Below are 20,648 nucleotides of genomic sequence, written 5' to 3'. Positions count from 1 at the left end.
TGAAGGGCACCGGGAAGGCGCGCGGCCACGGGCGATGTATTCTCCGCACAAGGTCGCACAGTGTCGGCGAGCCTCACCTGACGCCGATGTTGCGCAACTCGGGCAGGAGGACGGCATTGGCCAGCGGTTCCGAGAACGACCTCACCCGGCCCGACCTCACCCGGCCCGACCCCGACCGGGTCGTCACCCGGGAGGACCTGGCTCGCGAGCTCACCCTGCTGCGCAACGAGGCGCGCAGAACGATCAGGGAGCTCGGCAAGGCCGTCGACATGCCGTACGGAACGCTGGGCGGATGGTTCCGCGGGGCGAACGTGCCGCTCGCCTCACAGACCGCCCAGTACGAGAAGGTCCTGGTCACCTGCGGCGTCACCGAGCCGGAAGCGCTTGAGCGATGGGTGGCGGCGCTGCTGCGAGTACGGCGTGCCCCCGGCCGCAGGTCCGGCGACCAGGTCCCGCCCTACCGGGGGCTGGAGTGTTTCAGGCCGCAGGACGCCGGCTGGTTCTTCGGCCGCCAGGAACTGACCCGGCGGCTCGTCGATCAGGTGACGCCGGGCCTGACGATGGTGGTGGGGCCGTCCGGGTCGGGGAAGTCGTCGTTGTTACGGGCCGGGCTGATCCCCGCCCTGTCGCCCTGTGTGCTGCTGACGCCCGCCGAAGGCTCGCTTCCCACGCCTGGGGACGGGATCGCGATCATCGATCAGTTCGAGGAGATCTTCACCGCCGGCATGCCGGACGGTGAACGGCTGCGCTTCATCGACGAGCTGGCGGAACTGGCCGACGCGGCCCCGGTCGTGGTCGGCATGCGGGCGGACTTCTATCCCCACGCGTTACGCCACCCGGCACTGGCGAGCGCGCTGCAGCACCGCCAGTTCGTGGTCGGCCCGCTGACCGAGAGCCAGCTACGGCAGGTCATCGAGGAACCCGCCCGCCTCGCCCGCCTCGAGATCGACACCGGGCTGGTCGAACTCCTGCTGCGCGAGATCGCCCCGCACGAGGCGGGCGCGCTCCCGCTGCTGTCCCATACGCTGCTGGCCACCTGGGAGAACTGCCGCGGTCGCAGGATGACCGTGGAGCACTACCATGCCAGCGGTGGCCTGCAGGGTGCGGTGGCCCACACGGCCGAATCCGTCTACGCCGAGTTCACGGCCGGCCGGCAGGAGCTGGCCCGGCATCTGTTGCTCCGGCTGACCCACATCGGGACCGACACCGCCGACACCCGGCGGCGGGTGACCCGGGACGAGCTCGCCGACGAGGTCGAGCCGGTGCTGGAGCGCTTTGTGGAGCGCCGCCTGCTGACCGTGGACGCCGACACCGTGCAGATCAGCCATGAGACGCTGCTGTCGGCCTGGCCACGGCTGCGATCGTGGATCGACGAGGACAGGACCGGGCTGCGGTTGCTGCGGCAGGTCACCCAGGCCGCGCAGTCGTGGCAGGCGAACGGCCGGGACTCCGAGATGCTCTACCGGGGCGGCCGGCTGGAGGCGGCACGGGAATGGGCCGCCGACCCCGGCCACCGCGCCGCGCTGAACCCGCTGGAGCAGCAGTTTCTGCACGTGAGCGGCAAGCAGCACCGGCGCAGGCAACGCCGGCTGCTCCAGCTCCTGGCGGCCCTGGCCGCGCTGGTCGTGCTCGCGAGCGGCCTGGCGGTCTACTCCCAGGTGCAACGCGCCGAGGCCGACCAGGCCCGGGATCTGGCGATCTCCCGGGCCATGACGATGACGGCGGCCCGGCTCCGCGGCACCGATCCCGTGCTCGCCGCCCAGCTGGCGGTTGCCGCCTATCGCATCGCACCGACCCTGGAGGCGCGGTCCGGACTCGTGGAGATCACCGGCTCGCCCGCGGTCACCCGGATGGTCCGCCCGGGCCGGGCGCTCCAGGCGGTGGCCGTATCCCCTTCCGGACGGCTGCTGGCCGCCGCGGGCGCCGCCGTCACCGACAGCACCGTGCTGTTGTGGGACACGACCGACCCGCGGCACCCTTCCCGGGTCGGCCCCGCGCTCACCGGGCACACCGGCCCCGTCTACGCGGTGGCGCTCAGCCCGGACGGCCGCATCCTCGCCACCGGAGGCAAGGACCGCAGCGTACGGCTGTGGAACGTCGCCGATCCGGCCCAGCCGCGGCCACTGGGCGAGCCGGTGACCGGTCCGGCCGACACCGTGTACGCGCTCGACTTCAGCCCCGACGGGCACATCCTCGCCATCGGCAGCCGCGACGGCACGATCCGGCTCTGGGACATGAGGACATCCGAGCTCGCGGCCCCGCTCACCGGCCCGGACGGCGCGGTCCGCGCGCTGGCGTTCCGCCCCGACGGGCGCGTGCTGGCCGCGGGCAACGGCACGGACACGGCAGGGACGCTGCAACTGTGGGACACCAGCGATCTCACCGGCGTCCGGCCCGCCGGTCCGCCGCAACCGCTGCCGAGCCGGATCAACGCCATCGCCTACCACGGCGCGCTGGTGGCCGTGGGCAGCAACGACGGCTCCGTACGGATCTGGGACACCACCCGTCCTCGCCGGCCGCGAGCGTTCGGACGGCCGCTCACGGCCGAGACCGGCGTGTGGATCAACGCGGTCTCCTTCAGCTCGGACGGCCGCCTGCTCGGGGTCGGCAGCGCGGACACGGCGCGGATCTGGGACGTGGCCACCGGGCGCGTCGTGAGCTCCCTCCCGCACCCGGCGCCCGTGACCACCGTTCAGTTCAGGGCCGGCGACCGCCTCGTCATCACCAACGGCGCCGACGGCGTCGCCAGGGTATGGGACCTGCCCGGCCCGGTGATCGAAGCCGGCGAGCACCCGATCGACAACGTGATGTTCCGGCCCGGATCCACTCTGCTGGCCTCCGCCGCGGGCGACATCAGGCTCTGGGAGGTGGCCGGACGCCGTCCCATGGCAGTAGGCCCGCCGCTGACCGCGCCCGCGCCCTTCGACCGGATGGGCGGCACGGTGGCCATCAGCCCGGACGGGCGCGCCCTGGCGGGAGGCACCCGCCTCGGCAACGCCGTACTCGTCTGGGACATCACCGACCCGCGCCGGCCCGCACGCCGTGCGGCCCTGACCGGTCCGGCCGCCCTCGTCGAAGGCGTGGCCTTCAGCCCCGACGGCAGGCTGCTGGCGGCGGGAAGCAGGGACGGCACGGTGCGGCTGTGGGACGCGCGCACCTGGGCCGCGCTCGGCACGCTCAGCCCCGGCTCCGGCCAGGTCTTCGCCGTGGCGTTCAGCCCCGACGGGCGGCGGCTCGCCGCGGCGACCCAGGGCGGGACGGTGACTCTGTGGGACGTCACCCGCCCAGGCAGTCCGGCGCCGCCCACGAAGCTCATGACGGCGATGGGGGACGACGTGCGATCAGTGACCTTCAGCCACGACGGAACCCTGCTCGCGACGGGCAACGCGTCAGGGACCATCCGGTTGTGGCAGGTGACGCCCAGGACGCGGCCCACCCCCGTGGGTGCGCCCCTGACCGGACCGGATGGACGGATCTTCGCAATGGCCTTCGACCCGCGCGACGGCTTCCTGGCGGTGGGCACCGGAGCGGGGCAGATCTGGCTCTGGGACATCGCGGAGCCCACGCGTCCGCAGGCCCACATCAAGCTCGACGGCTCGGGGGAGAGCTACACCGAGCTGGCCTTCAGCGGGGACGGCAGCATGCTGGCAGGCGCGGGAGGCGACGTGCGGTTGTGGGAGGTTGACCCGGCGCGCGTCGCGGCCCGGATCTGCCGGGAGTCGGGAGACGTGATCACCGAGACGGAGTGGCGCAAGCACGTGGCCGACGTCCCCTACCAGCCCCCTTGCCCGTGACGTGACTTCCACGATGTCCAGGTGACGAGTGCGCGGAGCGCGAGCGTTGCTCGGCGGTCCTCCACGAGATGCGCTTGGCTGGCGCGTGAGAGAACCCATGGTGCCCCTCTGGCTGCTCGCCGGGAGGCAGGATCGCCCACCTTGCCAGCCGGCGGAGGCCCGTTACGGCGGTGTTGACCACGATCCGTACCTTCACTGGCGGCCGACTGATTCGCGACGCCGGCAAACGGGCCCCGATGGGCGAGGTCGCCGGGGCACATTCCGACCTGGTGGTCGTCACCAGCGAAGACAAACCCGCGCACCGAGAACCCTGACGGCATCGACCAGATTATGCCTGGCGTGCACGCCACCGGCGCCGACGTCCTGCGGATCACTGACCGCCGTCAGGCGATCGAACGAGCCTTGGACGTCGCCAAAAGCCGGTGACGTCCTGCTCCTGGCAGGCAAGGGCGCCGAGCCGTACCAGATCATCGGCGAGTGCACGTTCCCCTTCGACGACATGCAGACCGCCGCAGGTGCCGACTCGGAGATCGGCCGGTTCGTGGGCAGGCGGTAACGGACCCTGGCCTGGCGATCCCTCCACCGAGGCGCCTGCCGCCGGGTCACGACGAGGACGAGTTCGTCGTGACCGCTCGACCCACCGCGCACGATGGCATGAACGTGTCAAAGCATTGCCGGCGGTGCTTCAGCTATCCCGAATGCGCAGTAGATCAGACGTACCGTGGATATTGTCCGCCGCCGCGCGTCGCTAGGCTCATCCGCGCCTCATACCGTGAGGCGGAAATCGACGCAGGATGTGCACGACGTCGGCGCGCGAACGAGACCGCATCCGTTGCGGCCATCGCCGGATCCAGCGGCTCGGCAGTTCGCAGAGCGCCGACCTCCGCAAAAGCGTCGATCGACGGAGCCATCCTGCGCAGACACGCCACAGGAGAAGCCTTGCGAAGATATCTGACAGTATTAGCGTGCCTCACGGCTCTGTTAGCGCTCGGGAGTCAAGCCAATGCCATGGCACCACGCACGACCGATGACGCGTGCCGCCTGGTGACGGCCGCACCCGCCCTTGGTGCGGGTGGCGTCATCCGCGCAACGGCCACCAGGATCGGCTGCAGGAACTCCGCCACGGTCCATGTGCGCATCATGCAGTCCCGGTCGGGTCAAGACCAGGTGCTCAAGAGCACGTCTCGTACCGTGAAGAACGGCGAGGTCCCGGTCAGCCTGCGTTGCACGACCCTTTCCGTGTACGTGATCGGGTCCGACTCGGACGGGCACCGGCAGCGCTCGAGCACGGCGCGCCTCACCTGTGCACCCACACCCACATCCACGCCCACAGCGAGCCCCACGAACAGCCCGACCGCGACCCCGACCCCCACCGCGGCGCCGACCTCCACCCCGACCACGCCGGCGAAGGGGCTGCCTGGCTGGAAGCTCACCGCGGCCAATACCGGCCTCAGCGGGATCGGCATGTCCTGCGATTCGCTGCCGGTCTATACGGGCAGCAGCAAGCCCGCCGCGGGAACGACGATCTCCGGAAAACTCATAGAGACGGGGCTGGACCTGTCGGCCGGCGACATCATCGTCGAACGCTCATGCATCCGCCCCAAGAAACTCGGAACCACCGAGCCGTTGGTGACCACCACGGGCGAATGCACGGACAAGAGCTGCGCGGTGACTCCCGGAAAGGTGACGATCCGTGACTCCGATTTCGACGCATCGAAGCTGAGCGCCAAGACCATCGCGGCCTCGTGCGCGTTCCTCGGCGTCGGCATTCTGCAGCGTAACCGCATGCACGACATGGGCTCGGGCATCTGCTTCTACAACACGGGAAAGCGCCTGGACGCCATCGCGGAAGGCAACTACATCCACAAACTCCGGTCCGACGGCGAGTCGCACAACGACGGAGCCACCATCCGCGACTTCGTCACGACGAGCACGCCCGACCGTAGAGCTGTCTTCCGCGGCAACCGCATCGACTGCTCGTCGGGAAACGATACCGGTGCGCTGTTCATCCAGACGCTCGGCGCCGACATCGACCAGGTCACCATCGAGCAGAACCTGCTGGAGGGCGGCGGTTATCAGCTCGGCCTGGAAGCGGGCTTCGGACACGTGTACGGCAAACATCTGCGAGCTGTCGACAACCGTTTTTCCGGCACCGGCTGGGGTCCACGCTACGTGGAACGCAAGAGCCTGAGCTACGGCTGGGGTGAGTGGCAGGACAACTACATCAACGACCCCGCCAAGACCGACAACAAGGGCCGCGCCATCACCGCGCCTTGAGTAGTGCATCGGACCCGGCATCCATCCGGAATCTCCGGCCTCGGGGAACATCGGTACAGCGGTTGTCGATGAGAACGATCATGGTGCGAGCGGCACGACTGTGCTGACCCGGTTCTCGTACTCGCGGCGGGCCTTGCGCTGGGCCGGGAGCGCAGGGACGCCCTGGGCACCGTCGAGCGGCTGGCAGCGGGCGAGGAGTCGGCGGTGCATGGCGGGGGCGGCGGTGACGCGCAGGGTGTAGCCCTGGCCGCGCCGTACGGTCACGCCGTGGTCGAGGACGGCCCGCTCGGCGGGCTCCAACTCGACGGTGCGGAGGAAGTCAGCGACTTTGCCCGGCATGTCGAGGGTGACCGGCAGCTTGGGGGCGGGGACATCTTCGTGGTCGGCGGCGGTGTGGTCGGGCATGAGGTCGGCGATGGCCGTGCGGATGGCGCCGCGGCTGACGTCGTGTTCGCGGGCGAGGGCGGCGATAGTCCGGCCCTCCAGGCACGCGGCGCGGACGGCGTCTGTCTTCCCGGCCGGGATGGCCGGACGGCGGCCGCCCTTGCTGCCCTTGGCCTCGGCGGCCCGCAGTCCGTCGTAGGTCAGTTCCCGCTGGAGGTCGCGCTGGAGTTCGCCGGCGGCCTACCGTGATGATCGTGGACACGGACGCACGCACCCTGCCCGTCGCAAAGTTGGTGCGCCTGTCGGAACCGGTCAAGCCGGTCCGGCCGAGCGAGGCGCAGCTGGCCAGATCGAGCGGGACCTGGCCCGTTCACCCGTTCGCGCTGAGCGACGAACAGCAGGAACGCGAAGCCCGAGGAAGCCGGCTGACCGGCCCTGCCCGGTACGCCGGTGCTCAGGGCATCCTCCGGGGCAGCACGTCGGCGTAGTCTCGGACCTCGCGCACACCAGTTCCGAGAAGCCGACAGGTATGCAGGAGGGCCTCCTGATCACGGCGGATAGGACCGCTTTGCAGGACAGCAACGGTGCTACTGGTTCCGCTCAGACTCGCGCTGCTGGTAGTCGCGCGGAGACAGTCCGTGGAAGCGGGAGAAGGCGGCGCTGAACGTGGGTAGGTGGGCGTACCCGATCCGGCGCGCGACGGCGCTGGGCGGGGCGCCCCCGGCGAGCAGGTCGCGAGCGATGCTCATGCGGGCGGCATAGCGCCAGCGACCCAGTGTCATACCTGTCTCGTCGCGGAAGGCACGGTGGATCTCAGCGCGGACATCAACATCATGCGTCCCGCCAGGCTCGCCGATACGACGCAAGCACTCCATCGCGACAGCACGCGCGCGCGGATTGGTGGGCATCGGCACCGACAGCGCTCGCTGCGCGGCAACCTGTTCCGCGAACAGGTCGAGGATGTGGCGGGGGTTGTGGTCGTCGGGACGCAGTCCGGACCGGGCGCTGATCGAGCAGAACATCAAGTAGTCGTCCCACGCGGGCGAGAACCGCACCTGCAGCGGCACTGTCAGTTGGAGGTCGCCGGTACTCGCGTTGCCCAGCGGCAGGGAGACGGAGTTCTCGCGGAGGCCGGTGACATGGTCCATTTCTGCAGGGATCCAGGTCGCTACCCCTCGCTCCCGCTCGTAGCGTTGGTCGCCGATGTCCAGGTACCCGCTGCCTCGATACATCCAGCTGAGGACGTGGATGTCGTTGGCGTGCGACGGCGTGCTGGCCGCGGGCAGCATCTCAGGCGCAGCGGGAGTGTCCATCTTGCGCATCATCCGGATCAGGTCGTCGGTTTGCCGTGCCGCCGCTGCCCGTTGCGTCAGCCCACCGGCGCCAGGTCGGGCGGAGAGCTCCCGTCCGAACTCGTGGGGGGTCAGTCCGAACCGTCCCTTGAAGGCCCGCGTGAGGCCGTTGCGGCTGGCGAAGCCCACTCGAGCGGCCACCTGATCCATGTCGTAACCGGCAGCGAGGAGCTTCACGGCAGCGCCGAGTCGGCAGAGCAGCCGCCACTGCTCGAACGTGCGCCCGGTGTCGGCGAGGAAGTCACGGCGAAGGGTGCGCGCGCTGGAGAGCACCCTCGACGCCCATTGCTCGACCGTGAGGTCAAGCGCGGGGTCGCGAATCAGTTCCTCGGCGACTGCTCTGGCGCCGCGGGCTCGCGGCATCGTCGGCGAGGCCAATCCCTCTGAGCTCGGATTTCGCCCGACCTCGACGGGCGCCGGCGAGCGCGAGCCAGGACGCCGAAGGAGCTCCTCGATCGCCTCGGGGAAGTACCCGCGGCCGCTGAACGGAGTGACCTGCAGGTTGAAGAGCTGGATCAACCAGTCCTGCCAGCCACTGGGAACGTCGAACCGCGTCAGTTCCGACAACCCCCAAGCGCCGACGCCGGCGTGGGGCCACAGCGGGAAGGCGACAGTGCCTGGCTCAGTGGTGATCGCCCGCTCTGCCCAGCCATCTGCGGGAATCCAGGCGCCTTCGCCGGCCTTGAGGTGGAGCACCGGCCCGCCGTCGAGGCGCACGTGCGCCGCGCCAGTGCGAACCCAGAGCAACAGCGGTCGAACGGGCGCATCTACCGAACCCAACCGCGCGCCCGGAATCGGCGGCGGGTCGCTGGCGCCCGCGGCGAACGACGAGGGCACCACCACGTCCTAACCATACGGCAGTCTGCGCACACCATTGCAGGTGAGGTTTGCCTAACCTTACCAGTGCGTGCCCTCCCGATGCTGGTGCGCGGCTTCTGCCCTCGAAACGACCGGAAAGTTCGGTTCCTCGCATGCCCAAGACCTCGCGCCAGCTCACCGTGCACCCGCCGACCCTGCGTGAGGTCGAGGTGGTCCGGACTGTCGACATCACCCCGGGGATGCGGCGGGTCACGCTGAGCGGCGAACAGTTGCGTGCGTTCACGACTGCGGACGGCTTCGTGCGGCCGGCCTTCGAGTCCTCGGGCTTCGACGACGACCTCGGGTTCTACTTTCCGTACCCAGGTCAGCGCGATCCGGTGCTCCCGGTCCAGGGCGAGGCCAAGTTGATCGTGCCCAAGGATCCTCGACCGCTGTCGAGGTCCTACACGGTTCGCCGGTGGGACCCCGAGGCCGGCGAGCTGGACGTGGACTTCGTCAAGCACGGGGTGGGCGCGGGAACGACGTGGGCCTTTCGCACCCAGCCGGGTGACCGGATCCACCTCAGCGGCCCGAGCACGTCCAAGGCGTTCCCGGCCGGCGCCGACTGGTTGCTCGTGGCAGGCGACGACACCGCACTCCCCGCGATCGGCCGCCTGCTCGACGAGCTCCCGTCCGACGCCCGGGCGCAGGTGTTCATCGAGATCGCCGAGGACTCCCACCGCCAGGAGCTGCGCGAGCTGCCAGGGGTGGAGGTGACGTGGCTCGTCCGCCCCGGCGCAACGGTCGGGACCGTGTCGCCGCTCACCGAGGCCGTCCGCGGTACGCAGTGGTGGCCGGGCCAGGCGTTCGTGTGGCTGGCCGGCGAGCACACGGCCGTCCGGGACATCCGCCGGCACCTGGTCGAGGACCGCGGCGTGCCCAAGGAGGACATCGACTTCGCCGGGTACTGGCGTCGCTCCTCGGTCGTCGCCCTGGAGACCGACGGGGCGGTACCCGACCCGGAGAGGACGGTCACCCCGTTCAAGAAGCTCCACGACCTGACCGAGCTCGTCGCGCCGATCGCGATCCGCACCGCCGTCGAACTGGGCGTTCCCGATCTGATCTCCCGCGGCGTGACCAGCGTGACCGAACTGGCCGCCAAGACCGGCGCCAACGAGCGCGCTCTGGGCAAGCTGCTGCGCTACCTGCACACCCTGGACGTGGTGACCGAGACGGAACCGTGGCACTACGCCCTGACGCCGGTCGGCGATGTCCTCACTCTCGAATTCATCGCCGACGGGCTCCACTCCGCCGGGGTGGTCGGTCGCGAGATGCTCGGAATCCACGGACTCACGGAGTCGGTCCGCACCGGCCGGCCCGCCTACGCCTCGGTCACCGGCCAGACCTTCGCCGACGTACGGGCCGAGCAGGACTACGAGGACCGTCACCTGGAGCGCCTGGCGAAGTTCCAGCCCGCACTGGCCGGACCGATCGCCACGTCCGGCCTGCTCGCCGGAGTCCGGCACCTGGTGATCCACTCCGGTGGCGCCGGCGCGCACGCCCGTGAGTACGTCGCGGTCCACGAGAGCCTGCGCGTGACGATCTGCGCCCTGCCCGCCCAGGCCGACTGGCTGCGCCGCGACCTGCCCGCCACGATTCCCGACGAGCTGCAACGCACGCGGGTCGACGTGCTGGAGCAGTCCGTCTTCGAGCCCAGCCCGGCAGCCGACGCCGTGCTCATCAGCCGCGCCTTCAAGACCCTGCCCGACGCTGACGCCGCTCACGCACTGCGCCGGGCAGCCGAGAACCTCACCCTCGGTGGACGAGTGCTGCTGATCGAGGAGGTCTTCGACACCGACGACCTCGACGAGCACGACGGCGAGGAAGACCTGATCGGCCTGGTCTGCCACGGCTCCGGCCTCCGTACCGCAGCGGAGCTGGATGCCGTCATCGCCCGGGCCGGCCTCACGTGCAGGTCGGCGCGGACTGTCGGCCTGGGCGTCACCGTCCACGAACTCGTCCGCTCCACCTCTGACTGATCCCCCTCCACCCGGACAAACCCCTCCACCCGGGCAAGAAGAGAAAGAAAACCATCATGAGCAGCACCCCTCTGACGAGGCGCGGCACGGCCCTTGCCGCCACGCTGATGAGCGCGTCGCTCTTCCTCACCGCCTGCGGCGGTGACGGCGACAACACCGGCGACACCACCGGCGACAAGGCCGCCGCTCAGACCCGCAGTGTCAAGGCCGAGAACGGCACCATCGAGATTCCCACCGACCCCCAGCGGATCGTCACGATCGGCAACACGAACCTCCCCTTCATCGATCTGGGTGGCAAGCCGGTGGGCGTCACCGAGGTTCCCGACTCCGAACTCGACGTGCTGCCCGAAGAACAGAAGACCGCGTACGAGGCAGCCGAGGTCGTCGGCAGCAACGGGGGTGAAGTAGACCTGGAGAAGCTCGCCGGCCTCAAGCCGGACCTCATCCTGGTCCAGTTCCACTCGAATGACTGGGACAAGGTCGGCAAGCGACTCGAGGCAATCGCCCCGACCGTGTTCTGGGGGCTCGACACCGAGTGGAAGGCCTTCGCCGGCGAGATCGCGGAGGCCGGCAACGTCACGGATGCGCTCAGCCGGCAGACGGCGGAGTTCAAGGAAAAGGTCGCCAAGATCCAGGAGACCTACCGCAAGACCATCGACGACACCTCGTTCGTCGACGTCTCCCGCGGAGACTGGAGCGATCCCGGAACGTTCTACATCGCGGACATCGGATGCTCCGAGATCGCCCGGGACGACATCGGCCTTGACCTGCCCGAGGCGGCCGAGGGCAAGGACCCCCTGGCCTACGAGTCCCTGCCGTTCGAGCAGATAGGTGAGCTGTCCAAGTACGACGTGATCACCTACCCCGTCGACGCCGAAGGCCGGCCGACCGAGCCCTTCGTTCCGGTGGTCGAGACCAACACCTGGAAGGCGCTGCCTGCCGTGAGTTCCGGTCGCGCTCTGGGAGTCTTCTGCCCCGGCAACAACTCCTACGGGCCCGTCCTGCAGTACCTGGACTCGCTCGACCGTGCTCTGGCGACGCTCTCCACGAAGTAAAAGCATCAGCAACTGACATAGCAGTGCGGGCGCCTGTGTTCGAGCCCAGCTCGGCAGGGAGGCCGTGTTCAACAGCCGCGCGTTCAAGGCCCTGCCCGACGCCGACGCGGCCCACGCTCTGCGCCGAGCGGCCGACGCACACCGTCGGCCGGGCACCACCATCCACGGACTCGTACCCGACGACACCAACTGACCCTCACCCGCAACACCGAAGGAAGAAGAGCGAGGCGATGACCTTGACACCCCTGAGACGGCGCGGCACGGCCCTTGCCGCCGCGCTCGTCCTCACCGCGTGCAGCGGCAGCCCCGAGAAGACATCGACCGGCAAGACGGGCGCCGCGAGCGAGACGCGCAGCTTCAAGGCCGACAACGGCACGATCGAGATCCCCACTGACCCGCAGCGGATCGTCGCACTCGGCTCGCCACAGACCTATCTGGCCCTCGGCGTGAAGCCCATCGCCTTCGGAGAGAAGGCTACGGAGCTCAACCTCGCATGGCTCCCCACGGAGGCGGCGCAGGTCAACGACTCGGTCGTCGAGGTCGGCGACGACGTCGACTATGAGAAGGTCGCGGGCCTCGACCCGGATCTCATCGTCGTCCATGAGCCCGAACACGCGCTGGCGGGAGGCTCGTACAACGAGGAGAGACTCCAGTCGATCGCCCCGACCGTCTACATCGAGCTCAACAACGACGCCTGGAAGACCCAGGTCGGGCGCCTCGCCGATGTGCTCAACGCAGTTGACACCTTCGAGGCAGGCAAGGTCGAGTACGACGCGCTCATCTCCGAGATCAAGGACGAGCACGCCGACCTTCTCAGCTCCACGACCTTCAAGGTCCTGCAGCGTTGGGGAGGGGATTTCACGCCCGAGGCCGGAACGCTCAATATGGAATACCCCGGCTCCTACTGCACGAGTTATGCCATAGATGCCGGGCTGGACATCATCCCTGACGCTCCAGCCAACGGAGACCTCGACCTGGAACTGTCCATGGAGCAGCTCAGTGACACCGTGGCGGACGCGGATGTGATCCTCTACCCGCTCGAGGCTGACGGGAGCGTGAAACCCGAGTTCGCGCCGGTGCTGAAGACCAACATCTGGAAGTCACTGCCGCAGGTCAAGGATGGCCGCGCCCTCGGCATTCGGTGCAATCGGACCATGACCTATGCGAGCAAGGTCCCGACGCTTGAGTCGCTCAAGGAGGCGCTCGCAACGCTGCCCGAGGCCGGATGACGCTCGTGGACGCAACGGAAGCGGCGACTCTCCAAGGGACAGCCGCCGCCCCGGTCTCGCATCGACGACGCCGTGTCATCGGGCTGGTCGCAGCCCTCGCCGTGTTGATCGTGCTGATGGTGCTCAGCGTCATGGTCGGCTCCAAAGCGATACCGGTCTCGGCGATCTGGGATGCACTGTTCAACCCGTCTTCCAACCCTGATCAGTTCGCGATCCGCGACTTCCGGCTGCCGCGCACGATCGTGGGGCTGGTCGTCGGCGTCGCACTCGGTCTGTCGGGCGCGTTGATCCAGGCGCTCACCCGCAATCCCCTGGCCGATCCGGGCATCCTCGGCGTCCACGCCGGTGCGTCCTTCTCGGTGACGGTCGCCGTGGGCCTGCTCGGCGTCCGCGAATTGCAGGGCTACATGTGGTTCGCGTTCGCGGGGGCACTGATCGTCACGCTCCTGGTGCTCGCCCTCGGGTCGACACGGCAGGGCTCCTCGCCGGTGGTCATGGTGCTCGCCGGGGTCTGCGTCGGCGCCGTGCTCGGCGGCGCCAGGGAGGCGCTCCAGTTGACCAACCCGGACGCCTTCGACGCGATGCGGTACTGGAACGCCGGGTCGATCGCGGGTCGCCCGCTCGAGGTCGTGTGGCCGATTCTGCCGTTCTTCGCGGTGGCACTCATCCTGGCCTTCGCGGTGTCGGGCCCGCTCAGCGCTCTGGCTCTGGGTGACGAGCTGGCGGTCGCCCAAGGGGTCCGGGTGGTACGCACCCGTGTGCTCGCGGTGATCGCACTCACCCTCCTTGCCGGTGGCGCCACCGCGATCGCCGGACCCATCGGATTCGTCGGACTCATGGTGCCGCACGTGGCCCGCTGGATCGTCGGCCCGCACCAACGCTGGATCTTCGCCTACAGCATCCTCCTCGCCCCGAGCCTGCTGCTGGTATCCGACGTCCTCGGCCGCGTCGTGATGAGACCCGGCGAGATCCCCGTGGGTATCGTCACCGCCTTCGTCGGCGCTCCCGTTCTCGTCGCGCTGGTGCGGCGGAAGAAGGCGAGCGGACTATGAGCACGCACATTCCGCGGGTGGACTTCGGGCGGCGGGTGCTGGTGCTGCGGCGCCGGCGGATCGCGGTACGGCTCCAGTGGCGCTCGGTCGTCGTCTGCGCGGTGCTCGCGGTCGCGGTCGCCGGTACGGCGGTGCTCGCGCTGATGACCGGCTCGTACTCGCTGAGTCCCGGGCAGGTGCTCTCCGCACTGACCGGCCGGGAGACCGGCATCGTCCACGACATCGTGGTCGAGTGGCGGCTGCCCCGGGTGGCCGCGGCGCTGGTGTTCGGCGCGGCTCTGGGCGTGAGCGGGGCGGTCTTCCAGTCACTGTTGCGCAACCCTCTCGCCGACCCCGGCATCATCGGGTTCTCCCAAGGCTCCTACACCGGTGCGCTGATCGTGATCCTGGTCGTCAACGGCACCTACGTGCAGCTGGTCAGCGGGGCGTTGCTGGGCGGGATGGCCACCGCCGTGGCCGTGTACGTGCTCGCCTACCGACGAGGGGTGCAGGGGTTCCGGCTGATCGTCGTCGGCATCGGCGTCTCGGCGATGCTCGGGTCGCTCAACACCTGGCTGATCCTCAAGGCCGACCTGGACCAGGCGATGTCCGCGGCCGCGTGGGGTGCCGGGTCGCTCAACGGCGTGTCCTGGGACCGGGTCGTCATCGGCGGCGCCTGCATCGCCGTACTCCTGCTGCTGGCCGGGATGTTGAGCCGGCCGCTGCGGCAGATGGAGCTGGGCGACGACGTGGCCGCCTCGCAAGGGGTACGGGTCTCGCCCGCACGCCTGGGCCTGATCCTGGTGGGAGTGGCGCTGACGGCGACGGTCACGGCCGCGTCGGGGCCGATCGCGTTCATCTCCTTGGTCGCCCCGCAGATCGGACGCCGACTCGCCCGCACCGCCGGGATCACCCTCGCTCCCGCCGCCTTCGTCGGGGCGCTGCTGTGCCTGGCGTCGGACTACCTCGCCCAGCACATCGCCCCCACCCCGCTGCCGGTCGGCATCATCACCGTCGTGCTCGGCGGCGGCTACCTCGGATACCTGCTGTTCACCGAAGCCAGGAGACGCCTGTGAGCGCGCCCCCGCCTGACGCCCCGCGCCTCCGGGTGGAGTCGGCGACGATCGGCTACGACAAGCGGATCATCTCCGAGCACCTCTCGGTGGCGATCCCCGACGAGTCGTTCACGGTCATCGTCGGCCCGAACGCGTGCGGCAAGTCCACCCTGCTGCGCGGCCTGTCCCGACTGCTGAAGCCGTCGGCCGGGCAGGTCGTCCTCGACGGTGCCGACATCAACTCCTACAAGACCAAAGAGGTGGCGCGTCGGGTCGGACTGCTGCCGCAGACCTCGATCGCCCCGGACGGGATCACCGTCGCCGACCTGGTGGCCCGGGGACGGTACCCCTACCAGGGGTTCATCCGGCAGTGGACCGAGGACGACGAGCAGGCCGTGCTCAGGGCGATGCACCAGACCTTGGTCACCGACCTGTCCGGGCGCCTGGTGGACGAGCTGTCGGGCGGGCAGCGCCAGCGCGTGTGGGTGGCGATGGCGCTCGCGCAGCACACCGGCATCATGCTGCTCGACGAACCGACCACCTTCCTCGACATCACCCACCAGATCGAGCTGATGGAGCTGTTCACCGACCTGCACCACGTCGGCCACACCCTGGTCGCCGTACTGCACGACCTGAACCACGCCGCCCGCTACGGCACCCACCTGATCGCCATGAAGGACGGCGCCGTGGTCGCCGAGGGCACTCCGGACGAGATCGTCACTGCCGAGCTGGTCGAGGAGGTGTTCGGTCTGCGCTGCCTGGTGGTGCCCGATCCGGTGGCCGGCAGCCCCCAGGTGGTGCCGCTCGGCCGCGAACGAACCCGACAGAGGTCCGCTGACAAAACCCACGTGGAGAGCGCGAGAAATGGCTGATCCGTTTGTCGAGAAGCTGTCGACCGGTGAGTGGAGCCCGGAAAGGTTCAGACGACACCTCGAGGAGACGGGTGCACCGCTTGTCGAGCGGGTCCGCGCGGACGAGGTGGAGGTGACGTTCGTCGACGAGCCCGGAGACGACACGACGGTCACCCTCTCGGTGGTGATCGGCCCCAGGATCGGCTTCAACCCGATCGACACGGAGTTCGCCCCGGTGGCGGGGACGCCGTTCCGCGTTCTCACCCTGCGGATGCGTTCCGACCTGCGCTTCTCGTACGTGTTCGCACGACGTGGGCCGACCGGTGAGGGCGAACAGGTTCCTGACCCGTTCAACCCGCCACCGAGGTTCTCGGAGTGCTCGGTGGAGCGGTTCTCCGGGGCCTCGGTGGCGGTGCTGCCCGACGCTGTGCCGTTGCCCTGGCTCGATCAGGCCGAAGCGGGGCCGGCCCCCGCCGTGGAAACCGCAGTGCTGGCGAGCGAGCTCCTGGGAGGCGAACGCCGCGTCTGGGTCTCGATGCCCCCGGGAGAGTTCTCGGACGAGAGCGCACTGCCCTTCGTGATCCACCTGGACGGGACGCCGGACCACAGCGCGCCGAGCGTTCGTGACGCCCTGGTCCGGGCGGGACTGGTCCGCCCCTGCGTGGTGGTCCTCGTCGGCCAGCCCGCACCGCAGCGCGCCAAGGAGCTGTGCTGCGACCCGGCGTTCTCCCGGATGCTGGTCCAGGAACTGCTGCCGTGGCTCCACCACCGGTATCCGCTCTCGCGGGACCCCGGTGACGTCGCGCTGGCCGGCGAGAGCTTCGGCGGTCTGTGCGCCGGCTGGACGGCGCTCCACCACCCGACGACGTTCGGCAACGCCATCCTCCAGTCCCCGTCGTGCGGGTACCACCCTGACCTCACGTGGGGCACCGGGTCAGGTGAGCTGCTGCGCCGCACCCCCGTACCGACGCTGATCGCCGACTACCTGGCCGCGGAAACGGTACCGATCCGCGTCTTCCACGACGTCGGTGAGCTGGAGAGCTCGAACACCCACAGTCGCTGGTTGGACCACGTGCTCACCGGGAAGGGCTACGACACCCTCTACCGAGAGTTCGCCGGCGGACACGACTACGCGTGGTGGCGAGGGATCTTCGCCGATGCCCTGCTCTGGTGCTTCCCGCTCAGGAACAGGGATCGGAGCCAGGCGTGAGGAACTCCTCGCGCTTCTCGGGCGCCGACACCGCAGGACTGGGGCGAGGGCCGCTGACCCGCCGGCTGCCAGTGCTCCTGCTCGATCCCGCCGAGCCGCTCGGTGCTCGGCCGTTCGAGTCCGGGCCGGGGATCACCCCTGACCGGTTCCTGCTGCGCGTGATCTTCTCGGTGCGGCGGGTCAGCGTTCCCGCGACGCTGCTGGCGATCGTGTGGCAGGTGGGCGAGTCCGCGGTCCCGGTGGTGATGGGACTCGCGATCGACCGGGCCCTGGCGACCGGGGATGAGGGACAACTGGTCCTGTGGCTCGGCGCGCTGGTGGCCCTCTACGTCGCGCTGACGTCGGCGGCGAGGCTCTCGCTGCGGCTGACCGCCTACGCGGTGCAGGTACTGCAGCACCGACTCCGCGGCACCCTCTCCACTGGCGTGCTGCACCCGGTCGGCGGCACCGCCCGCGCGCCGGACGGCGGCGTGGTCTCGGTGATGACGAACGACGTCGCGCGCCTTTCCAACGGGGTGATCCTGACGATCATCGCGGTCTCGAGGATCGCGGCCATCGGATTCATCGCGGCATCGCTGCTGGCGACGCACTGGCTGCTCGGACTCGTGGTGCTGTTCGGGGCGCCGGTCGCGGTCTGGTCGATGGGCGTGCTCAGCGAGCGGCTCTCCCGGGACACCCGCGAGTACCAGGAGCTGCTGGCCTCCACGGTCGGACAGGCCACGGACCTGGTCGCCGGCTACCGGGTGATCAAGGGGGTGCGTGCCGAGGCCGAGGCGACCAGCCGGTACCGGCGGGCGAGCCAGGAGACCCTTGTCGGCGCCAGGCGCAACGCGGGCCTGCTGGGGAGGTTCCTGGTGGGCTCGGGCGTGGTCAGCGGCACGTTCGTCGCCGCGGTGCTGGGGCTGGCGGGCTGGTTCGCCGTGGACGGACAGCTCAGCATCGGCGGGCTGATCACCGCCGTCGGCCTCACCCAGGCACTGCTGCCGCAGATCCAGGCGATCGCGAACACGTCCGTCCCCAACCTCGCCGGAGCCCGCGCCGCGTCCGCGCGTATCCTCGACGTGCTGCGGGACAACGCCACGTCGACGGCTGGGCCCGATGACGTGACCCGGCGGGAGGTCACCGCGCTGCCGGAGCTGAACGTGGTCGTGCCGAGCATCTCCGGGCCCGGCGTGACGATCCGGGTCGAGCCCGGCGAGCTCGTGGGCGTGCGCGCCGACGACCGGACCGCCGCCCGTGTCGTCGAGGCGCTGCTGGACCCGCAGGCCGAGGGAGGGGTCGAGGCGCGGCTGGACGGGATCGCGGCGCGGGAGCTGTCCCCGGTCGAGTACCGCTCCCGGGTCACCGTCGCGCCGCACCGCGCCACGCTGTTCAGCGGCACCCTCCGCGACAACGTCGCCGTGATCGCCGGCGCGCCCGAGCGGGTGGACGCCGCGGTGCGAGCCGCCGCTTGCGACGACTTCGCGGCCGACCTCGACGTCCCGGTCGGTGAGGGGGGCAACCGGCTCTCGGGCGGCCAGCGCCAGCGGGTCGCGCTCGCCCGCGCTCTGGCGAGCGACGCGCCGGTGCTCGTGCTGCACGACCCGACCACCGCGGTCGACTCGGTCACCGAGCACATGATCGCAGGCCGGCTGTGCGGTGTCCGGGCAGGCCGCTCGACGCTGCTGATCGCCTCGACCCCGGCGCTGCTCGCTGCCTGCGACCGCGTCGTCGAGCTGCCTGACGACGTACCCGCGCCCTCAAGGACGGCGCAGTGAGCGGCACCTCCGCCGTGCCCGAGACCGCGGCTTCCGATGCCGGGCTGCCCGGGCTGCCGGTCGCGAGCGGCCGCGAGACGGTCAGGGAGGTGTGGCGGCTCAGCCACGGGTACCGGCTCCGGCTCGCCGCGACCGGGGTGCTGGGGATCGTCAGCACCGGCGTCGACCTGATCGTTCCCGGGGCGATCGGATTCCTCGTCGACCGCGTGCAGGCCGGCACCGCGGACCTCGCCACAGTGCTGACGGTCACGGTCTTCATGGCGCTCTCGGCAGTCCTCGGCGCTGCGGGCACCGCGCTGACGATCGTGCTAGCCACCCGCGTCTACCACTCCATCCTCGCCGCGCTGCGCGAGCAGCTCGTGGGCCACGCGATGACGCTCCCACAGCACCTCGTCGAGCGCGCCGGCACCGGAGACCTGATCTCGCGGTCCAGCGACGACGTCACCGCGGTCGCCGACGCCGCCCCCGCCGTGATCCCGGTGCTCACCGTCACCGCCTTCACCATCGTCGTGTCGCTGGGCGGGCTCGCGGCACTGGAATGGCCCTACGCGGCCGCCTTCGCCGTCGTGCTGCCGGTTTACGTGCTGGCCGTGCGGTGGTACCTGCGCATCGGACCAGGGGTCTACCGCGCCGAGCGCACGGCGATGAGCGCGCGTGCCCAGCAGATCCTCGAGTCCCAGCGCGGCTACGCCACCGTGCTCGGCTTCGGGCTCGCCGAGCAACGACACCGGGCTGTGATGACGGACTCCTGGCGCGTCGCGGGGCAGTCGCTACGCGCACGCACCGTGCTGAGCATGCTCAATGCCCGGCTCAACCTCGGGGAGTGCCTGAGCCTGGCCGCCGTACTCGTCGTCGGCTTCGTCCTCATCGACCACAACGCATCGACCGTCGGCGGCGCCACCACCGCCATGCTGCTCGTGCTACGCCTGCTCGGACCGGTCAACCAGCTGCTGCTGGTCATCGACACCCTCCAGTCCGCCCTCGCATCGCTGAACCGCATGATCGGGGTCGTCACGATTCCGTTCAGCTCGTCGGATGTCCCAGCGCAGGCCGCGAGCACCGCCGTACAGCTCGACGAGGTTTCGTTCCGTTACGGCGAGGGGCCACGGGTGCTCGACGACATCACCCTCGACATCCCGTCCGGTCAGCGCGTGGCCGTCGTCGGCGTGTCCGGGGCAGGCAAGACCACGCTCGCCGGCGTGGTCGCCGGCACCCACCTACCTGAGGCCGGGAGGGTGACTCGCCCCAGCCGTACCGCGATGATCACCCAGGAGGTCCACGTCTTCGCGGGCACCCTGCGCGACAACCTCACCCTCGCCACCCCCGGGGCCACCGACCGCGACCTCCATGCAGCGCTGGAAGCCACCGGCGCTGCATCGATCCTCGATGTTCTCCCCGACCGGTTGGACACCCTGCTAGGTGTCGGCGGACACCCGCTCACCGACGCACAGGCGCAGCAGCTCGCCCTCGCCCGCCTGCTGCTCACCGACGCTGATCTGGTGATCCTCGACGAAGCGACCGCCGAGGCCGGCTCCACCTACGCAGGACAGCTCGACCGCGCTGCTGATGCTGTCCTCGCCGGGCGCACCGCAGTCGTAGTCGCGCACCGTCTCTCTCAAGCAGCAACCTGCGACCGGATCATGGTGATGGAGCACGGCCGGATCATCGAGACCGGCACCCACGGAGAGCTGGTTGATGCCAGTGGTGTGTACGCCGGGTTGTGGACGGCTTGGGAGGCCGCTCAGTGACAACAGCACGACCAGGCCAGGATTCGCCGCAGTCCGCGGAGCTTGTCGTCCTGGGTGAGTCGGTCGGG

15 protein-coding genes are annotated in these 20,648 nt (G+C 70.0%); 13 read left to right on the top strand and 2 right to left on the bottom strand.

Features of this window, described 5'->3' with window-relative positions:
- Nucleotides 1–116 precede the first annotated feature (116 nt).
- Both ACIBQ1_RS56660 and ACIBQ1_RS56655 read left to right on the top strand, forming a co-directional pair.
- Complete coding sequence (locus tag ACIBQ1_RS56660) at nucleotides 117–3,794, top strand: hypothetical protein (protein ID WP_397291405.1); 3,678 nt, start codon at nucleotides 117–119, stop codon at nucleotides 3,792–3,794.
- A gap of 1,008 nt (nucleotides 3,795–4,802) precedes the next feature.
- Complete coding sequence (locus ACIBQ1_RS56655) at nucleotides 4,803–6,071, top strand: hypothetical protein (RefSeq protein WP_397291403.1); 1,269 nt, start codon at nucleotides 4,803–4,805, stop codon at nucleotides 6,069–6,071.
- Between the two features lie 78 nt (nucleotides 6,072–6,149).
- Here the strand turns inward: ACIBQ1_RS56655 and ACIBQ1_RS56650 are convergent, their stop codons facing one another.
- The gene (locus ACIBQ1_RS56650; RefSeq protein ID WP_397291402.1) at nucleotides 6,150–6,476 is read right to left on the bottom strand and encodes a hypothetical protein; all 327 of its coding nucleotides are present in this window, start codon (nucleotides 6,474–6,476) and stop codon (nucleotides 6,150–6,152) included.
- Nucleotides 6,477–6,709: 233 nt separating this feature from the next.
- Between ACIBQ1_RS56650 and ACIBQ1_RS56645 the strand changes: the two genes are divergently transcribed.
- Complete coding sequence (locus ACIBQ1_RS56645; protein WP_397291400.1) at nucleotides 6,710–6,943, top strand: hypothetical protein; 234 nt, start codon at nucleotides 6,710–6,712, stop codon at nucleotides 6,941–6,943.
- Between the two features lie 99 nt (nucleotides 6,944–7,042).
- Here ACIBQ1_RS56645 and ACIBQ1_RS56640 read toward each other — a convergent pair whose 3' ends face one another.
- A complete protein-coding gene (locus ACIBQ1_RS56640) occupies nucleotides 7,043–8,650 on the bottom strand; it encodes a helix-turn-helix domain-containing protein (RefSeq protein WP_397291398.1) in 1,608 nt (535 codons plus the stop codon).
- A gap of 128 nt (nucleotides 8,651–8,778) precedes the next feature.
- Here ACIBQ1_RS56640 and ACIBQ1_RS56635 point away from each other — a divergent pair, with 128 nt between their 5' ends.
- The 10 genes from ACIBQ1_RS56635 (at nucleotide 8,779) to ACIBQ1_RS56590 (ending at nucleotide 20,580) form a co-directional block, all read left to right on the top strand.
- The gene (locus ACIBQ1_RS56635; protein ID WP_397291396.1) at nucleotides 8,779–10,644 is read left to right on the top strand and encodes an SIP domain-containing protein; all 1,866 of its coding nucleotides are present in this window, start codon (nucleotides 8,779–8,781) and stop codon (nucleotides 10,642–10,644) included.
- A gap of 56 nt (nucleotides 10,645–10,700) precedes the next feature.
- The gene (locus ACIBQ1_RS56630; RefSeq protein WP_397291394.1) at nucleotides 10,701–11,699 is read left to right on the top strand and encodes an ABC transporter substrate-binding protein; all 999 of its coding nucleotides are present in this window, start codon (nucleotides 10,701–10,703) and stop codon (nucleotides 11,697–11,699) included.
- Nucleotides 11,700–11,763: 64 nt separating this feature from the next.
- Nucleotides 11,764–11,892 carry a hypothetical protein gene (locus tag ACIBQ1_RS56625; RefSeq protein WP_397291392.1) on the top strand — a complete coding sequence of 43 codons (129 nt, stop codon included), beginning with the start codon at nucleotides 11,764–11,766 and terminating at the stop codon, nucleotides 11,890–11,892.
- A 37-nt stretch (nucleotides 11,893–11,929) separates the two neighbouring features.
- Entirely contained in the window at nucleotides 11,930–12,928 is a 999-nt protein-coding gene (locus ACIBQ1_RS56620) for an ABC transporter substrate-binding protein (protein WP_397291390.1), read from the top strand.
- Between the two features lie 101 nt (nucleotides 12,929–13,029).
- The gene (locus ACIBQ1_RS56615; protein ID WP_397291388.1) at nucleotides 13,030–13,980 is read left to right on the top strand and encodes a FecCD family ABC transporter permease; all 951 of its coding nucleotides are present in this window, start codon (nucleotides 13,030–13,032) and stop codon (nucleotides 13,978–13,980) included.
- Nucleotides 13,977–15,035, top strand: coding sequence for a FecCD family ABC transporter permease (locus ACIBQ1_RS56610; RefSeq protein ID WP_397291386.1), 1,059 nt, complete (start codon nucleotides 13,977–13,979; stop codon nucleotides 15,033–15,035). Before ACIBQ1_RS56615 ends, ACIBQ1_RS56610 begins: the two co-directional genes overlap by 4 nt.
- Entirely contained in the window at nucleotides 15,032–15,886 is an 855-nt protein-coding gene (locus ACIBQ1_RS56605; RefSeq protein ID WP_397291384.1) for an ABC transporter ATP-binding protein, read from the top strand. Before ACIBQ1_RS56610 ends, ACIBQ1_RS56605 begins: the two co-directional genes overlap by 4 nt.
- Nucleotides 15,879–17,075, top strand: a complete 1,197-nt coding sequence (locus ACIBQ1_RS56600) for an alpha/beta hydrolase (protein ID WP_397291382.1) — start codon at nucleotides 15,879–15,881, stop codon at nucleotides 17,073–17,075. The genes ACIBQ1_RS56605 and ACIBQ1_RS56600 overlap by 8 nt, the downstream gene beginning before the upstream one ends.
- The gene (locus ACIBQ1_RS56595) at nucleotides 17,072–18,832 is read left to right on the top strand and encodes an ABC transporter transmembrane domain-containing protein (protein WP_397291380.1); all 1,761 of its coding nucleotides are present in this window, start codon (nucleotides 17,072–17,074) and stop codon (nucleotides 18,830–18,832) included. The genes ACIBQ1_RS56600 and ACIBQ1_RS56595 overlap by 4 nt, the downstream gene beginning before the upstream one ends.
- Nucleotides 18,829–20,580 carry an ABC transporter ATP-binding protein gene (locus tag ACIBQ1_RS56590; protein ID WP_397291378.1) on the top strand — a complete coding sequence of 584 codons (1,752 nt, stop codon included), beginning with the start codon at nucleotides 18,829–18,831 and terminating at the stop codon, nucleotides 20,578–20,580. Before ACIBQ1_RS56595 ends, ACIBQ1_RS56590 begins: the two co-directional genes overlap by 4 nt.
- The last annotated feature ends 68 nt before the right edge of the window (nucleotides 20,581–20,648 follow it).

This window comes from Nonomuraea sp. NPDC050153 (assembly GCF_044460125.1).
Taxonomy (GTDB): Bacteria; Actinomycetota; Actinomycetes; order Streptosporangiales; family Streptosporangiaceae; genus Nonomuraea.
Note: the sequence above shows the minus strand (reverse complement) of the source record. Positions and strands in the feature narration are given on the sequence as shown.

What these genes read in the sequence shown, in the direction of transcription:
- ACIBQ1_RS56620 (WP_397291390.1), top strand. Translation starts at nt 11,930, where the DNA reads ATGACCTTGACACCCCTGAGACGGCGCGGCACGGCCCTTGCCGCCGCG.
- ACIBQ1_RS56600 (WP_397291382.1), top strand. Translation starts at nt 15,879, where the DNA reads ATGGCTGATCCGTTTGTCGAGAAGCTGTCGACCGGTGAGTGGAGCCCG.
- ACIBQ1_RS56650 (WP_397291402.1), bottom strand. Translation starts at nt 6,476, where the DNA reads ATGCCCGACCACACCGCCGCCGACCACGAAGATGTCCCCGCCCCCAAG.
- ACIBQ1_RS56630 (WP_397291394.1), top strand. Translation starts at nt 10,701, where the DNA reads ATGAGCAGCACCCCTCTGACGAGGCGCGGCACGGCCCTTGCCGCCACG.
- ACIBQ1_RS56610 (WP_397291386.1), top strand. Translation starts at nt 13,977, where the DNA reads ATGAGCACGCACATTCCGCGGGTGGACTTCGGGCGGCGGGTGCTGGTG.
- ACIBQ1_RS56655 (WP_397291403.1), top strand. Translation starts at nt 4,803, where the DNA reads ATGGCACCACGCACGACCGATGACGCGTGCCGCCTGGTGACGGCCGCA.
- ACIBQ1_RS56635 (WP_397291396.1), top strand. Translation starts at nt 8,779, where the DNA reads ATGCCCAAGACCTCGCGCCAGCTCACCGTGCACCCGCCGACCCTGCGT.